We start from the raw sequence: 15,514 nt of genomic DNA, 5'->3' as shown, positions 1-15,514 counted from the left end.
TGTGGAAATATATGTGTTGTATTCCGAATATTGATGAAAATTGTTCCGATTTTTGTGTGAGAATGCTTTCGTAGAGAAAGTAGTGCAAAAGCACTGTTTCACGCCAATAAAATCGAAACGAGGAGCCCATCATGTTGTCTTCCCTTCGCACGCGGCTGGTACTCATTTGCGTGGCCATCGTCGTGCTGTCCATGCTGGCCTTGTCGGTCGCCAATTACGTCACCACGCGCAGCAGCATGCTGGCGTCGTCTGACCAGCAGATGCAGCAACTGCTGCAAAGCCAGTCGGCCGTGCTGGCGCAATGGGTCGATGGCAAGAAAAAGGTCATGGCGTCCATCGTCATGTCCGCCGAGACGCCCGATCCGCTGCGCGCCTTCCAGATCGCGGAAAAGGCCGGCGATTTTGCGGAAGTGTTCATCGGCTACTCGGACAAGCGCTCCGTGTTTACCCATCCGGGCCGCCCGGCCGATTTCGATCCCACCGCGCGCGCCTGGTACACGGACACCGTCAAGGCCGGCGTGCCGATGCTCACGCCGCCGTATGTGGACGCGGCCAGCCACAAGCTGGTGGTGTCGTTCACGGCGCCCGTCGGCCCGAAAGAGGCGCCGAGCGGGGTGGCCGGCGCGGACGTGCTGCTCGATACGGTGATCGCCAACGTGGTGGCGATCAAGCCGACGCCGCACAGCTTTGCCTTCCTCGTCGACCAGAGCGGCACCATCATCGCCCATGCGAACAATGATTTGAGCCTGCAGCCGGTGGTGAAACTCGATGCGGCGCTGTCGGCCGCGCAGGTCAACCGCCTGGAAAGCACGCGCACGAGCGATGCCGTGCGCCTCGATGAGCGCGACGGCAAGCTGTATGTCACGCGCGTGGCCGGCACCGACTGGCTGCTGGCCGTGGTGCTGGACCAGCAGGAAGCCATGCAAGCGTTGCAGACGATGCTGACGACGGCCACCGTCACGGCCGCGCTGTTGACGGGGCTGGCGGCGCTGCTGCTGTCGCTGCTGGTGTTCAAAATGCTCAAACGCCTGGAACTGGTGCGCGATGCGCTCGACGATATCGCCTCGGGCGAAGGCGACCTGACGCGCCGCCTCGACGCTTCCGGCGTGGATGAACTGGCGCAGATCGCCGGCGCCTTCAACCGCTTCATCGACAAGATCGCCGCCGTGCTCGTGAAAATCCGCACGGCCAGCGAATCGGTGAAAGTGTCATCGTCGGAAATCGCCGCCGGCAACCAGGACCTGTCGTCGCGCACGGAACAGCAAGCCAGTTCGCTGGAAGAAACGGCCGCCTCGATGGAGGAGCTGACCAGCACCGTGAAACAGAATGCCGACAATGCGCGCCAGGCCAACCAGATGGCGCAATCGGCGTCCGGCGTGGCCAGCAAGGGCGGGCAAGTGGTGGCGCAGGTGGTCGATACCATGGCCTCGATCAACGATTCGTCGAAGAAGATCGTCGACATCATCAGCGTCATCGACGGCATCGCCTTCCAGACGAATATCCTCGCGCTCAATGCGGCCGTGGAAGCGGCGCGCGCGGGCGAGCAGGGACGGGGCTTTGCCGTGGTGGCGACGGAAGTGCGCAGCCTGGCGCAACGCTCCGCCGGCGCAGCGAAGGAAATCAAGCTGCTGATCGACGATTCCGTGGGCAAGGTCGATTCGGGCGCGCGCCTGGTCGACGAGGCCGGCGCGACGATGCAGGAAATCGTCGACAGCGTGCGCCGCGTGACCGACATCATGGGCGAGATCACGGCCGCCAGCGCCGAGCAAAGCTCCGGCATCGAGCAGGTGAACCAGGCGATTGCGCAAATGGACCAGGTGACGCAGCAGAATGCGGCCCTGGTGGAAGAGGCGGCCGCCGCGGCGGAAAGCCTGCAAGACCAGGCCAGCACCCTGGCGCAGGTGGTCGGCGTGTTCAAGCTCGATGACGGACAGGCGCCGGCGCCTGTCAAACCGGTGGCGCGCCCACCTGTCGTGCAGCGCATCGCCAGCCGTCCTGTCGCCAAGGCGGCTGCCCGCAAGACGGAACAGTCCGAGGAGTGGGAGACTTTTTAAGTCGTGTTTAGACCCGCCGGGGCGCCAGGGTCGGCGCCATCTGCCTGGCCACGTCGAAAAAGGCGTTGGTGGCGGGCGTGTTCTGGCGCCGGTCGCGCACGGCCAGGCCCACCTTGCGGCTGACGGGCGGATTGAGCGGCAGGGCGACCAGCTCCGGATACTGCTCGCGCAGGCGCTGCGGCAGGGCCAGTTCGGCGACGATGGACAGGCCGTCGCCGCGGCTGACCATGTCGAGGATGGTGATCACCTGACTGATGCGGTAGGGCACGTGCGGCTGCAAGCCCGCGTTGGCGAACAGCGGCTCGATCAGGCAGGCGCAGCCCGCCTCGGACATGATGAACGGCCCTTCGCACAGCTGCGCCAGGGTGATGGCGGTTTCGCCGGCCAGCGCATGGCTGCGCGGCACCAGCGCCATCATCTGGTCTTCCACCAGCGGCGCCGTATCGAAACGCTCGTCTGGCAGCACGACGAAGCCGACATCGACCCGGCGTTCGCGTATCCACTGCACCACTTCATGGTCGGCGCCTTCGTCGATGCGCAGGTCGATGCCCGGATAGCGCAGGCGAAATTGCGCCGTGATGGCCGGCAGCAGATTCAAGGAAGACGTCGGGCCGAAGGAGCCGATGCGCAGGGTGCCCTGGCGCTGGCCCAGCACGTCGGCCGCTTCCTGGCGCATGGCTTCCGACAGGCCGAGGATTTCGCGCGCGCGCACGAGCAGCTGGCGGCCCACGTCCGTCAGCTCGGCCGAGGCCTGGTGGCGCACGATCAGGTCCACGCCCATCTCCTTTTCCAGCGCTTTTAATGCATGCGAGACGGCCGACTGGCTGATGCCCAGCTGCGCGGCGGCGGCGGAAAAGCCGTGCAGTTCGGCCACGAGGGTAAAAATTTCCAGTTGCGTGAAGGTCATGGTGTGGTTTTGTTGAGTTATGAGTATTTACTCATTATTTCATGAGTTAATATTAGTATTAATATATACGTACACCACCCGCCGCACAAGCGGCTTTACAGGATATCCCATGTCTTCTTCCGCCGTACCCCAGGCTCCGCTGCTCGCCGCGCAGTCGCCGCTCGTCTACATCAAACTGATCTTCGTCGCCCTGTTCTGGGGCGGCACCTTTATCGCGGGGCGCGTGCTGGCGCAGCAGATGCCGCCCATGACGGCCGCCAGCGGCCGTTTCGGCGTGGCCGTGCTGTTGCTGCTCGTGCTGGCGTGGAAGCTGGAAGGGGGCTTGCCGCGCCTGGACCGCAAGCAGCTGGCAACGACGGCGGCCCTGGGTTTGACGGGTATATTCCTGTACAACCTGTGCTTCCTGGCGGCCCTGTCGCGCATGCCGGCGGGGCGCACGGCCCTGTTCGTGGCCCTGAATCCCATCGTCACGGCGCTGGCCTCGGCCATGCTGTTCCGCGAACGGCTCGGTTCCTTCAAGTGGCTGGGCATCATGCTGGCGTTTTGCGGCACGGCCATCGTCATCACGCGCGGCGATCTGGCCGGCGTGCTGCACGGCACGGGCGGCGGCATCGGCATGGGCGAAGTATTCATGTTCTGCGGCATTTCCAGCTGGGCCGCCTACACCCTGATCGGCCGGGTGGCGCTGAGGGGCTTGTCGCCGATTGCCGCCACCACGTATGCGTCGATGTGGGGCCTGGCCTTTTTGCTGGTGGGGGCGGCCGTGGAATTTCCCACGGTGCCGTGGCACAGTTTTGGCTGGCAAGTGTGGGCCGCCATCGGCTACCTGGGCGTGTTCGGCACGGTGATCGGCTTTGTCTGGTATTACGAAGGCGTGAAAGCGCTGGGTCCGTCGCGCACGGCCGTGTTCAACAACCTCGTGCCCGTGTTCGGCATCGTGCTGGCGGCAGGGCTGCTGGGCGAGCCCGTGCTCGCCTCGATGCTGGTGGGCGGGGCGGTGACGATTGCCGGCGTGGTGATGACCAACCGGCAAGCGAAATAAGTAGCTTTCCGGTATGAAAGCACGCCTGAAAAACGTTCAGGGCAAGGCACAGTGCCGCAGGCAGTACGTTAGTACGGCCAGGCACTGCAACGCCGCCATGGGCGTTTTCTCAGCCGTGCTTATTTTGCGCGGCGGCGTTTGGAGGGCTTCGCCGGCGCCTTCTTGTGCCGGCTGACGGAGGCGCGCATCACCTTCGGTTCTTCGATGCCGTTCTCGGCCGCCAGCATGCGGCGGATGTTGACGGCGTCCATGGCGCGCACGGAATTGGCTCGCGCGTTGAGCAATATCATGGTGGCGAACTTGCCGGCCGACTTGATGCGCATGATCAGGCAGCGGCCCGCTTCATTCGTGTAGCCCGTTTTCGACAGGCCGATATCCCAGCCCTTGGCGCCCACCAGGCGGTTCGTGTTGTGGTATTCCACGTCGCGCCCCTTGATCTGGATCACGTCCTTCGAATCGGTGGTGATGCGGCTGATTTCCGGGTAGCGTGAGGCGGCCACGGCCATCTTGACGAGGTCCGCCGCCGTCGACTGGTTGTTCGGCGACAAGCCCGTCGGTTCCTCGATCACGGTCTGGTGCATGCCCAGGGCCTTGATCTTGGCGTTGACGGCTACGGCAAAGGCGGTGGGGCCGCCGGGGAAGGTGCGCGCCAGCGAGGCGGCGGCGCGGTTGTCGGACGACATCAGCGCCAGCTGCAGCACGTCGTGGCGGCTCAGCGTGGCGCCCACGGGCACGCGCGACGTGCTGTGCTTCAATGTATCGACATCCTCGCGGTCGATGCTGATCTCTTCCTGCATGTTCGCCTTGGAGTCGAGCACGACCATGGCCGTCATGAGTTTGGTCAGCGAGGCGATGGGCACCACCACGTTGGAATTTTTTTCAAGCAAGACTTTGCCTGTGCCATCTTCGACCACCAGTATCGACTGGGAACCGAAGGGCACGGCGATGGCCGCTGTCGAAAGCGTCATCAGCACCGCGGCGAACATTTTTTTGAGCATGGGATTGTATGTGGAAAAGCAGTTTTGGGGCGCCATCGAGGGCGCTGCGCGCAAATCCGGAAGCGGGCCGTGCGGGGACACGGCGTGTATCTCGGAGGCAATATTTGCCAAGCTTAAACAATACCATTAAAGATCAAGCGATGTCTACGGGATAAGGGCGCCACAGGCTGTGTAGCGGCCAATTTGACAAATAAACGGGGCTATTCTTGCCGTAGTGAAAATTGTTGCACGATTATTGATTTCGTCTTGGAAACTTCGTATTATTTCAGCAATATTGGCAGCCATGGTCCGGCAGGCGCCGCGCGCTTCGTCGTTGATGCCTGCCGCTTCGTGCTTCGTCGCCCCGCGCTATGCCCTGCAACGGGGGCGCCGTAGACTGCGTTCATGCCTGAATCACAGACCACGGAGAACGCATCGTGTTAAAAAAATGTATGGACTGGTACCGCAGCATTGACGAAGAAGCGCTGCGCGTATTGAAACATCCCGAGATGGCGGCGCAGCTCCAGGGACGGGGGCGCCGCTACGTCGCCATGAAGCTGGCCGGGCTGACGCCGATCGAGCGCCAGCAGCTGCACGATTTCCTGCTCAAGTATCGCGGCGCCGGTTTTTATATCGCCGCGTTCAAGCTGATGCTGCTGTTCAGCGCCATCGGCGCCGTCCTGCACCTGCTGCTGCCGGCCAAGTTCGAATTGCTCAAAGCCGTCATCTTCAGCAACGGCCTGGGTTTTGCGCTGGCGTGGGGCCTGGTGGGCGTCTGGTTCAATTACCGCAGTTCCGTGCGTAACAAGTTCAAGAAACTCTTGCTGATCGTGTCGACCTGCGCGGCAGGGGTATCGGCCGGCGTGCTGCTGGCCGGCTTGAGCGATACCGGGTCCATGGGCATGGCTTTCGAGCGCTTGCTGCGCGTGGGCGGCATCGCCTTGCTGGTGGCCAGCCTGTTTTACATGGTGCCGCTGGCAATCGTGACCACCTGGCGCAACCGGCAGTACGAGGCGCTGACCTTGCAGCTGCAGCAGGATGCCGAGCGCGACCGTCTGGCGCGCGAACTGAGCGAATCGCAGCTGCGCCTGCTGCGCGCGCAGATCGAACCGCATTTCCTGTTCAATACCCTGGGCGCCGTGCAGCAACTGGCGGAGCAGGGCGCGCAAGGCGCCGGCAGGGCCGCGGCGCTGACGGCCGACCTGATCGCCTTCCTGCGCGCCAGCCTGGCGGAGATGCGCAGCGAACAAGTGCCCTTGCAAAGCGAGTTTGACATGGTGGCCGCGTATCTGCGCGTGATGCAGGCGCGCATGGGTTCCCGATTGCGCTATGCGCTGGACTTGCCGGCCGAGTTTGCGCACGCGACGATCCCCAGCATGATCTTGCTGACCCTGGCGGAAAATGCCATCAAGCACGGTATTGAACCATCCTTGCGCGGTGGCGAGATCAGCCTGTCGGCGCTGCGGGTGGACGGCATGCTGCGCCTGCGCGTGCAGGATACGGGCATGGGGTTGCCGGAAGGCGGCACGGGCAGCGCCCAGGGAGGCGGCCTGGGCCTGGAAAACGTGCGCAGCCGGCTGTCGCTGTCCGATCCGTCCGCCAGCCTGAGCGTGCGCGACGGCGACGAGGGCGGCGTGATCGCCGAGATATTGCTCCCCATTAAAATTGCATCCAGCCTGAAAGAACTTGCCGCATGAACCCCACCATCCTGATCGCCGAAGACGAACCCCTGATGCGCGAACGCCTGCAAACGATGCTGGCGCTGGCCTGGCCCGAGGCGCGCATCGTGCTGGTGGCGGAAAACGGCAACGATGCCTGGGACGGTTTCCTCGAGCATGAGCCGGACGTGGTCTTTCTCGACATCCGCATGCCGGGCCTGTCGGGCCTGGAAGTGGCCGAGCGTATCGGCACCCGGGCGCACGTGGTATTTGTCACCGCGTATGACCAGTATGCCGTTGATGCCTTCGACGCGGGCGCCGTCGATTATCTGTTGAAACCCGTGCAGGCCGAGCGGCTGCAGCGGGCGCTGGCCCGGCTGCGCGACAAGCTGGGCGCCCAGCCGGCCGACATGGCCCACTTGCTGCAGTCGCTGCGCGCCGCGCTGCCCGCGCCGCCGCGCGAAAAACTGAAATGGATCAAGGCCAGCGTGGGCAAGCAGATCCGCCTGATCGATATCGACGACGTGCTGTTCTTCCAGGCCGACACCAAATACACGCGCGTGGTGCTGGCCGGCTCGGAAGCGCTGGTGCGCACGCCGCTGAAGGATTTGCTGGGCGGCCTCGATCCGGAACAGTTCTGGCAAATCCACCGCGGCACCATGGTCAACGTGAAAGCCATCGAGGCGGCCGAGCGCATCGACGCCGAGCGCATGCAGGTGCTGCTGCGCGGCAGCACGGAAAAGCTGCCCGTCAGCCGCACGTTTACCTATTTGTTCAGGGATTGATATGATGGCAATGTTTTTAATCTGCCACCATATGGACTTTTCATGACAATTCTACGCCGCTGGTTCGCCGCCATCCTTCTTTCCTTGCTCTCCTGTACTGCCGCCCACGGGGCGCAGAAGGAGGAAAAGGTCGTGTATCACGTCAATGACGCCAGCAATGCCACGGCTGCGCTGAGGAATATCCGCAACCACCTCGATGCCAGCCCGCAGGCGACCATCGTGCTGGTCGCCCACGGTCCCGGCATCGACTTCCTGCTCGACGGCGCCATCGACAAGCAGGGCACTCCGTATGACGTGGCGGTGCGCGAGCTGGTCAAGCGGGGCGTGAGCTTTCGCGTCTGCAATAACACCTTGCAAGGACGCAATATCGACCGCCAGCGCGTGCTGCCCGAAGCCGTCATCGTGCCGTCGGGCGTGGCCGAACTGAGCCGCCTGCAGGCGCAGGAAGGTTATGTGTATATCAAGCCCTGACGCACGCGCCGTTGCCGGATGGCAAGGGCGCGGCGCATGGACAGGCGATGCTTACTGGATCTTGGCGATCGACACTTCCGTCGATTTCACCAGCGCGATGACTTCGCTGCCCACTTTCAGGTCCAGGTCCTTGATCGAGCGCGAGGTGATCACCGACGTGACGATGCCGTGCGGCGTTTCCACGTCCACTTCCGACACCACGGGGCCAAAGATGATTTCCTTGATCTTGCCGCGAAACTGGTTGCGTACATTCACTTCCGAGATAGCCATGATATTTCCTTTGTACCCGTAATACGCCGTGCGGCGCGACATGGCCAGAGTACGGCGCGCGCGCGCTTTTGACCACGAATCGATGCGCATATCGATATGCGGAAATGGTGCGCGGATGCCGCCGCAAGCATATTATTCGCCTATACTCATCTGTCTATCCACGGGGAGAGGTTTGCCATGCGTCCATGCTTGCTGTCGTTCCTGTCGTTGCCCCTGCTGTTGCCCACCTCGGCCGCGCTGGCGCAACCGGTCGCTGCCCTGCAACCGATGGCTTTCCTGGCCGGGCATTGCTGGAAGGGAGAGTTTCCTGGTGGTAAGCAGACGGATGAGCACTGTTTCCAGTGGCTGTATGGCGGCCGGATGCTGCGCGACGTGCACACGGTGCGCAGTCCCGGCAAGCCCGACTACGTGGGCGAAACCACGTATTACCACGACGCCGCCGAAGGCAAGGTGGCCTTTCTGTATGTGGAAAACAGCGGCGGCTACAGCCGCGGCACGATGCTGCCGGCGGACGGCGGCCTCGACTTTCCTGCCACGCAATACGTTGGCGCCGGCGGCAAGGCGCTGACCTACCGCGTGCGCTGGACGCCGTCGGGCGATGCCTACGAGGCGGCCAGCGAGATGCTGGTGGACGGGCGTTGGCTGCCGCAATTCAAGCTGCTGCTGAAAAAGCAGTGACGCGGCGGCGGCAATAAAAAAACCGGGACTCGTCCCGGTTTTTTTATTGATGTGGCGCAAGCTTACTTCTGATAAATCTTGTCGAACTCGCCGCCATCGTCAAAATGTTTCTTTTGCGCTTGTTTCCAGCCGCCAAAGACGTCATCGATGGTGAACAGGGTGATCGGCTTGAAGCTGGCTGCGTATTTTTTCGCCACTGCCGCCGAACGGGGGCGCAGATAGTGCTTGGCGACCAGTTCCTGGCCTGGCTCCGAGTACAGGTATTGCAGGTAGGCCGTGGCTTCCTTGCGGATGCCGCGACGGTCGACGACTTTGTCGACGACGGCCACCGGCGACTCGGCCAGGATGGAGATGCTTGGATACACGACTTCGAAGTTGTCGCCGAATTCGGCGCGCACCAGTTGCACTTCATTTTCAAACGTCACCAGCACGTCGCCGATTTCGCGCTGCGTGAAGGTGGTGGTGGCGCCGCGGCCGCCGCCGTCGAGCACGGGCACGTTCTTGAACAGCTTGGTAACGAGCTCGCGCGCCTGCGCTTCGCTGCCGCCTTTTTTCACGGCATAGCCCCACGCCGCCAGGTAGGTGTAGCGGCCATTGCCCGAGGTTTTCGGGTTCGGCACGATGACCTTGATGCCGGGCTTGGCCAGGTCGTCCCAATCCTTGATGTGTTTCGGGTTGCCTTTGCGCACCAGGTACACCATGGTCGAGTAGAACGGCGCCGCATTGTTCGGGAATTTCTTGGCCCAGTCGGCCACCACCAGGCCGCGGTCGACGAGGATGTCGATGTCATTGGCCTGGTTCATGGTCACGACGGACGCTTCCAGGCCATCGGCGACGGAGCGCGCCTGCTTGCTGGAGCCGCCGTGCGATTGCTTGATGGTAATGGTTTCGCCCGTTTTGGCTTTCCAATCTGCAATAAATGCGGGATTCACGTCCTTGAACAGTTCGCGCATCACGTCGTAGGACGCGTTCAGCAAGACCACCGGTTCGGCGGCGCTGGCGGCCATCGGCAGGCTCATGGCGGCAGCGGAAGCGGCCAGGGCGCTGGCCAGGAACCAGCGGCGCGAGCGTTGGGTGAGCGTTGCTGCGGCAGTCGATACGGCGTTGGAATGGGTCATGTTGAACTCTTGTTGTGAGAATAGATAGACATAGTCTAAAATTCCGGCCGGAAAAGAAACGAATTTTTCGTAATATGCTTAGAGCCTATCCCAGCAGATGAATACATCCCCTGCTGGCGCCCCTCAGAAGCGGGGACTGCGTTGATCGTCGTCGCGTGGCTCGCCACGCGTCCTCCTCACGCCTTGTCCGCGCTCCTGATGCGCTGCCAGCAGAAGACGCTCCCTGCGGGGATAGGCTCTTAGATTCGATTCCCGTTTGCGCTAAAAAACATATATCGATTTCTGGAAACATTCGTGGGCAAGATGCGCGTCAGCACTTAGTCTGCACGCATGGCGCCATAGGCAAAACCGGTCCGTGGCGTGCGGCAAAAAACCCGAAAGCGCCGCTTGGTGTATAGTCGAATCGCACGATACAGGGGTAAAACCGCCTGCATCGGCAACTGGAATATTTTGTGAGCGTACATGAGTCTTGAAATTCGTATTGCAACATCGACCGACGCTTTCGAGGCGTGCAACGTATTACGACGCTCCATCGTCGAATGCTGCAGCCTCGATCATCGGGACGATCCGGCCATCCTGGAAGCCTGGCTGGGCAATAAAACACCGCAGATGGTGGCGTGCTGGTTCGCGTCGCCCACCAATTTTTCGCTGGTCGCAGTCGAAGCGGGTGCCGTCGTCGGCGTCGGCTTGCTGACGCGCGCCGGCAAGCTGGCCCTGTGCTACCTGCTGCCCGAGGCGCAAGGCCGCGGCGCCGGCAAGGCGCTGGTGGAGCAACTGGAAGCGCAGGCGCGCGAGTGGGGCATCAAGGCCCTGCAACTGCACAGCACGGCCAGCAGCCAGGCCTTTTTCGTCAAGCAAGGGTATGTCGAGGCGGGCAATGTCCGCTCGCCGTATGGCGTGGAAACGATTTTTTGCTGGAAACAGATTGACCCCGCAGGCATCGCCAGCGGCGACCCCAAGCGCAAGCGCTTTTGCAACTGCAATTCGGCCTGACGCCGGTCTTGCACCTCGGCCCGCCCATCCGGCGGCGGGCCATTTCCTCCCTTTGAATATTTCCCTTCAGTAACTGATCTGGATATACACGCCTTGTTGCGCGCTATCGTTTGCCGGCAGCAAGGTGCCGCCGGCAAACAGTTTCAGTTCGCCGGGCGCGAACGCCAGCCAATCCTCGTTTTGTGTCAATGGATGCGTGGCGATGACGGCGATGCGGTCGTCCAGGTGATTATGCTGGCGAAAGTCGATGCTGCGCTCGCAGTCGATCAGTTGCGCCACGGAAAACGGGTATTCGCGTATCACGTAGTGCAAATGCGTGGAACAGTGGGCAAATAGCAACTCGCCGTCCGACAGGATGAAATTGAAGGTGCCGTGCGCGGCAATCTCGCGCGCCACTTCGCCGATGGCGGCGCGCAAGTCGGCGCGCGCGGGTTCGCCCAGGGGAAACTGCGTGCGCAAGCGGGCCAGCAAGTGGCAGAACGCCTGTTCGCTGTCCGTGTCGCCGCTGGCACGGTAGTGTGCATTGGCGGGCGCGCGCCACGTTTTCAAGTCGCCATTGTGGGCGAAAGACCAGGTCTTGCCCCACAGGTCGCGGGCGAACGGGTGCGTGTTTTCCGGCGCGATGCGGCCTTGCGTGGCCTTGCGGATGTGCGCGACGATGTTTTTCGCTTTCACGGGATGCTGCTGCACCCGGGCCGCCAGCGGCGAATCGATGGCCGCCAGGTGATCCGTCAGCAAGGTGCAGCCGCTACTGGAATGATAGGCAATGCCCCAGCCGTCGCGGTGCTCGTCCGTGCGTCCGCCCCGTTCGGCAAAGCCGGCAAAGGAAAATCCCAGCGCGGCTGGCTTGCTGCTGTTCATTGCGAGTAACTGGCACATGGCGGCCCTTCCTGATGGTATCGGTACACGCCCACAGTAAAGGCCGGGACAGGCCGCCGGAACGAATGTTTCCGACTATCGTTATGCACTGTCCGTTGTTGCGGCCATATATGCTGGGCGCATATCAAATGGCGAAACCATTCGTTCTCCTTTGGTTGGCGCTGCCTTACTCTGCACACTTTGGCGCCGCCTTCCCCATGAGGGCAGTTGGCGCAGCCCGATGAAGGAGCACGTATGCCATTTCCCGTCCTGAAAAACTACCTGGCCCGCCTGTCGCACCAAACCCAGGCCGGCACCAGTGTCTGGCTCGACGGGGAGGGCAGGGCGCTGGGGCGTTTCTTCAATTGCACCATGACCAGCGCCTTCCAGCCGCTGCGCGAATTCGAAAGCGGCAAGCTGGTGGCGTTCGAGGGCCTGGCGCGCAGCGTGTCGAAGGCGGACGAGGGCTTGTCGCTGTGGCGTTTGCTCGACCATGCGGCCAGCGACGACGAATCCGTGGAGCTGGACCGGTTGTGCCGCATGTTGCACGCCATTAATTTTTTCCGGCAGGCGGAAGCGGAGCAGGCCGACCTGTACCTGAACGTGCATGACCGCCTGCTGAGCGCCGTCAGCAGCAATCACGGCCACGCCTTCCAGCGCATCCTCGATGCGCTGGGCTTGCCCATCGAACGCATCGTGCTGCAATTGCCGACGGTGACGCCAAACCAGGGTTGGCTGCTCAACTATGTGGCCGACAATTACCGGCGCAATGGTTTCCGTCTGGCCATCAACGTGGCCAGCGTGCATGAAGCCACGGGCATGCTGGAGCGCCTGCACCCGCATGCGTTCAAGCTCGACGCGGGCAACCTCAGCGACGAGCAGGCCGTCGCCAGCTTCGTCACCCTGTGCCATGCGGCGAAAATCCGCGTCGTCTTCAAGCGCCTCGACACGCCGGCCGCGCTGGCTGCGCTGCAGCGCGTCGCCGCCATCACGGGCTTGCCCATCGTGGCCCAGGGTTATCTGCTCGACAAGCCATTGACGGCGCTGGCGCAGGCAAAGCAGGATGCGGCCGCCAGCGCCGCCGCGTGAGCGGTTTCCCCCTTAAGCCAGCTCAGCGGAAAATACGTGAGAAACAGGCAGAGACGATAGAAAATGAGGGTTTTTCTTCGCAGCACAATACGCTATAGTATTCCCATCGTTATATTGGATTGACTATGGCATCGCGCAGAAACTTTCTACACCACGGTATGGGCCTGGCCGCGTTGGGCCTGGTTGCCACTCCTCTCATCGGCTGCGCCTCGCGCACGGCCGCTCCCGCCTCTGCTTCGGCCAGCGCCAAGCCGCGCGCGCCGCGCACGGGCGTGCCGCCCCAGCCGACGCAACTGGCCAGCATCGACCGCTCGATCACCTCGCAGCCGCGCGCGGCCATCACCGAGATGGAACCGCCTCCCGACATCTTCGACGCGCAGGCACTGGACCTGGAATTCTGGCTCAAGCCCCGCACCCTGGAAGTGGTGCGCCCGGCCAGCAATGAAAAAGCCAGGCTGCTGTACTGGAAAGATGGCGAAGTCATCGATTCCGCCTACCAGGAACTGTGCCACTTGCTGCGCGACGTGAACGGCAAGAAGACGGCGCCCATCGACCCGAAACTGCTGGAAACCCTGTGGGGCACGCAGGCGTTCGTGGCCCGCTACGGCATCGAGCAGCCGCTGGAAATCTTGTCGGGCTACCGCACGGCCGAGTCGAACAGCCGTCTGCGCGAAGCGGGCGTGCCGGCCGCGCGCCAGTCGCTGCACATCTCCGGCCGCGCCGCCGACATCCGCGTGGCGAACTTGAACGCGGAAGTACTCGGTTCGCTTGTGCGCAGCTTCAAGCAGGGCGGCGTGGGCTTCTATTACCGCTCCGGCCCCCGTGGCGGCTGGATCCATGCGGATACGGGCCTGCAGCGCACCTGGAAGGGTTAAGCGTTAGCACTGAGCGCTAGTCACGCTAGTCATAGTGATACGGCGGTTCCGGCACGCTGTCGTTGCCGGCGCGCCGCCATGCGTCGAAATTCACGGGGCGTTCCCAGTAAATGCGCCAGCCCAGGCGCTGGCTGGCTTGAGCCTCGGGATGCGCGCGCAGATAGCCGTCGATAAAGCGCGTGAATTCCGAGACATAGCCGCCGCGGCGGTAGGGAAGTGGACGAGTCATGGCTCCTCCTGCTGTTGACATTTCTTTCATTCTATCGCCAGCGGCGGAAAAGCGCCGCCCGTTTCCAGCTTCCCATGAAACTCTCCAGCCATAACATCGAACTGTTCCTGGCCGTCGTCGACGGCGGCTCGTTCTCGGCCGCCGCGCGCGCCTTGCGGCGGGCGCCGTCGGCCGTCAGCATGGCGATGGCCAATATCGAGGCGGAACTGGGCATCACCCTGTTCGACCGGGGTGCGCGCGAAGCCGTGCCCACGCCGGCCGCGCTGGCCCTGCTTCCCCACGCGCGCCTGATCGCCGAGCAGTTGAAGCAGTTGCACTTGCACGTGCAGGAATTGTCACAGGGATTGGAAAGCCGCATTTCGCTGGGCATCGCGGCCGAGCTTGACCATACGCCCTTCCTGGCCGCCGTGCGCGCGTTGTCGCAGCGCCATCCGCTGCTCGACATCGAAGTGCTGACGGCGCCGCAGGACGATGTGCTCGACATGCTGCACCGGGGCCGCATCAGCGCCTGCATGGCTTTCGCAGGCGGGCGCATCAATCACGAAGAACAGTTCCAGCTGGTGGGCAGCGATGCCTTGCTGGCGATTATTTCCACCCAGCATCCGCCCAGCGCGGCGGGTCAGCCCTTGTATATCGAGGAATTGGTGAATTTGCGCCAGATCATCGTCGCCAGCCGCGAACTCGACCTGGCCGATGCGCGCCCGGTGGTGGGGCTGTCCTATTGGCGCACGGACAGCTTGCCGATGGCGCTGGCCATGGTGGAAGCGGGCTTGGGATGGGGCAACTTTGCCGCCTCGGCCATCCAGCATTCTCTGGCGGCGGGGCGGGTGCGCTGCGTGGCGTTCAAGAATACGGGCAATGGCCTGGTCGTGCCCATCCACCTGGTGTGGATGAAGGACCGGCCGCTGGGCATGGCGGCGCGGTCCTTTCTTCAGTTGCTCAGCGAAGCAGCCTGAACGTCAGTGGCTTCTTCCTTCGGCTGCTGCGCCGACAGGGGCACGCCGAACAGGCCGTCGAAGAAGTAATTGAAAATGAAGCTGTAGCACGGGATGATCAGCATCAGCGCGAAGTCCAGCACGAACGCTTGCCACAGGCTGATATCGAGCCACCAGGCGATCAGCGGGATCAGGTAGATGACCAGGGTGATCTGGAAGCCGATCGCGTGCAGGATGCGGCGCCAGACGGTGCGCGTGCGCGATACTTGGCGGATTTCCCAGTATTCGAAGGCCGTGTTGTAGAGCAGGTTCCAGATCACGGCGATGGTGGTGATCATGATCGCCAGGGGCCCCGTGCTGGTGGGCGACTCGCCCGAAAGCAGGGTCAGCCAGGCCGTGGAAATGGCCATGCCGATGATTTCAAAGGCGGTGACGTAGACGATTTTGCGTTTGATGCCTTGCATGTAAAGCCTGTAAAGAAGAGATGGTGCGTATTTTAAGTCAGGTGTGCTGATGTTTGAAGTCGATAGCTGTCAGTTTTTCTGATGGATTCGCTGTGGGAATACCGTGCGTGG

17 protein-coding genes are annotated in these 15,514 nt (G+C 62.7%); 10 read left to right on the top strand and 7 right to left on the bottom strand.

From position 1 onward, the window contains the following. Positions 1 to 131 precede the first annotated feature (131 nt). Positions 132 to 2,054: a methyl-accepting chemotaxis protein gene (locus O3298_RS16095; RefSeq protein ID WP_305059976.1), complete on the top strand. Its 1,923-nt coding sequence runs from the start codon at positions 132 to 134 to the stop codon at positions 2,052 to 2,054. Between the two features lie 7 nt (positions 2,055 to 2,061). Here the strand turns inward: O3298_RS16095 and O3298_RS16090 are convergent, their stop codons facing one another. Beyond that, on the bottom strand, positions 2,062 to 2,961 hold the full coding sequence (locus O3298_RS16090) for a LysR family transcriptional regulator (RefSeq protein WP_305059975.1): 900 nt from the start codon (positions 2,959 to 2,961) through the stop codon (positions 2,062 to 2,064). Between the two features lie 109 nt (positions 2,962 to 3,070). Between O3298_RS16090 and O3298_RS16085 the strand changes: the two genes are divergently transcribed. Next, positions 3,071 to 4,003 carry a DMT family transporter gene (locus O3298_RS16085; protein WP_305059974.1) on the top strand — a complete coding sequence of 311 codons (933 nt, stop codon included), beginning with the start codon at positions 3,071 to 3,073 and terminating at the stop codon, positions 4,001 to 4,003. Positions 4,004 to 4,122: 119 nt separating this feature from the next. Here the strand turns inward: O3298_RS16085 and O3298_RS16080 are convergent, their stop codons facing one another. Then, positions 4,123 to 5,001, bottom strand: coding sequence for a serine hydrolase (locus O3298_RS16080; protein ID WP_152255233.1), 879 nt, complete (start codon positions 4,999 to 5,001; stop codon positions 4,123 to 4,125). Positions 5,002 to 5,417: 416 nt separating this feature from the next. Between O3298_RS16080 and O3298_RS16075 the strand changes: the two genes are divergently transcribed. Genes O3298_RS16075 through O3298_RS16065 form a run of 3 tightly spaced genes read left to right on the top strand, consistent with a single transcriptional unit; the run spans position 5,418 to position 7,894 of the window. Further along, positions 5,418 to 6,677 (top strand): sensor histidine kinase, encoded by a 1,260-nt coding sequence (locus O3298_RS16075; protein WP_305059973.1) that lies wholly within the window; start codon positions 5,418 to 5,420, stop codon positions 6,675 to 6,677. Next, entirely contained in the window at positions 6,674 to 7,423 is a 750-nt protein-coding gene (locus tag O3298_RS16070) for a LytTR family DNA-binding domain-containing protein (RefSeq protein WP_305059972.1), read from the top strand. Before O3298_RS16075 ends, O3298_RS16070 begins: the two co-directional genes overlap by 4 nt. Positions 7,424 to 7,465: 42 nt before the next feature. Next, on the top strand, positions 7,466 to 7,894 hold the full coding sequence (locus O3298_RS16065; protein ID WP_305059971.1) for a DsrE family protein: 429 nt from the start codon (positions 7,466 to 7,468) through the stop codon (positions 7,892 to 7,894). Positions 7,895 to 7,945: 51 nt separating this feature from the next. Here the strand turns inward: O3298_RS16065 and O3298_RS16060 are convergent, their stop codons facing one another. Next, positions 7,946 to 8,164, bottom strand: a complete 219-nt coding sequence (locus O3298_RS16060; RefSeq protein WP_034757699.1) for a molybdopterin-binding protein — start codon at positions 8,162 to 8,164, stop codon at positions 7,946 to 7,948. A 177-nt stretch (positions 8,165 to 8,341) separates the two neighbouring features. Here O3298_RS16060 and O3298_RS16055 point away from each other — a divergent pair, with 177 nt between their 5' ends. Further along, positions 8,342 to 8,842 carry a hypothetical protein gene (locus tag O3298_RS16055; protein ID WP_289913920.1) on the top strand — a complete coding sequence of 167 codons (501 nt, stop codon included), beginning with the start codon at positions 8,342 to 8,344 and terminating at the stop codon, positions 8,840 to 8,842. Between the two features lie 62 nt (positions 8,843 to 8,904). Here the strand turns inward: O3298_RS16055 and O3298_RS16050 are convergent, their stop codons facing one another. Beyond that, the gene (locus O3298_RS16050) at positions 8,905 to 9,960 is read right to left on the bottom strand and encodes a sulfate ABC transporter substrate-binding protein (RefSeq protein ID WP_099664405.1); all 1,056 of its coding nucleotides are present in this window, start codon (positions 9,958 to 9,960) and stop codon (positions 8,905 to 8,907) included. Positions 9,961 to 10,422: 462 nt separating this feature from the next. On the opposite strand from O3298_RS16050, the gene O3298_RS16045 reads away from it, so the two are divergent. Further along, complete coding sequence (locus O3298_RS16045) at positions 10,423 to 10,953, top strand: GNAT family N-acetyltransferase (RefSeq protein ID WP_099402317.1); 531 nt, start codon at positions 10,423 to 10,425, stop codon at positions 10,951 to 10,953. A gap of 66 nt (positions 10,954 to 11,019) precedes the next feature. On the opposite strand, the gene O3298_RS16040 is transcribed toward O3298_RS16045, so the two are convergent. After that, positions 11,020 to 11,832: a class II glutamine amidotransferase gene (locus O3298_RS16040; protein WP_305059970.1), complete on the bottom strand. Its 813-nt coding sequence runs from the start codon at positions 11,830 to 11,832 to the stop codon at positions 11,020 to 11,022. Positions 11,833 to 12,066: 234 nt separating this feature from the next. Between O3298_RS16040 and O3298_RS16035 the strand changes: the two genes are divergently transcribed. Next, positions 12,067 to 12,900, top strand: a complete 834-nt coding sequence (locus tag O3298_RS16035) for an EAL domain-containing protein (RefSeq protein WP_305059969.1) — start codon at positions 12,067 to 12,069, stop codon at positions 12,898 to 12,900. Between the two features lie 125 nt (positions 12,901 to 13,025). After that, on the top strand, positions 13,026 to 13,775 hold the full coding sequence (locus tag O3298_RS16030; RefSeq protein WP_369811599.1) for a YcbK family protein: 750 nt from the start codon (positions 13,026 to 13,028) through the stop codon (positions 13,773 to 13,775). Positions 13,776 to 13,800: 25 nt separating this feature from the next. Here O3298_RS16030 and O3298_RS16025 read toward each other — a convergent pair whose 3' ends face one another. Then, a complete protein-coding gene (locus O3298_RS16025) occupies positions 13,801 to 14,004 on the bottom strand; it encodes a DUF3460 family protein (RefSeq protein WP_289913918.1) in 204 nt (67 codons plus the stop codon). 74 nt (positions 14,005 to 14,078) lie between these two features. Here O3298_RS16025 and O3298_RS16020 point away from each other — a divergent pair, with 74 nt between their 5' ends. Next, a complete protein-coding gene (locus O3298_RS16020; protein ID WP_099664400.1) occupies positions 14,079 to 14,960 on the top strand; it encodes a LysR family transcriptional regulator in 882 nt (293 codons plus the stop codon). Here O3298_RS16020 and O3298_RS16015 read toward each other — a convergent pair. Next, positions 14,936 to 15,403, bottom strand: a complete 468-nt coding sequence (locus tag O3298_RS16015) for a PACE efflux transporter (protein ID WP_099664399.1) — start codon at positions 15,401 to 15,403, stop codon at positions 14,936 to 14,938. The genes O3298_RS16020 and O3298_RS16015 overlap by 25 nt on opposite strands. Between the last annotated feature and the right edge of the window lie 111 nt (positions 15,404 to 15,514).

It is taken from the genome of Janthinobacterium sp. SUN137, assembly GCF_030587265.1.
GTDB lineage: Bacteria > Pseudomonadota > Gammaproteobacteria > Burkholderiales > Burkholderiaceae_D > Janthinobacterium > Janthinobacterium kumbetense.
This window is presented reverse-complemented; position numbering and strand designations above follow the sequence as displayed.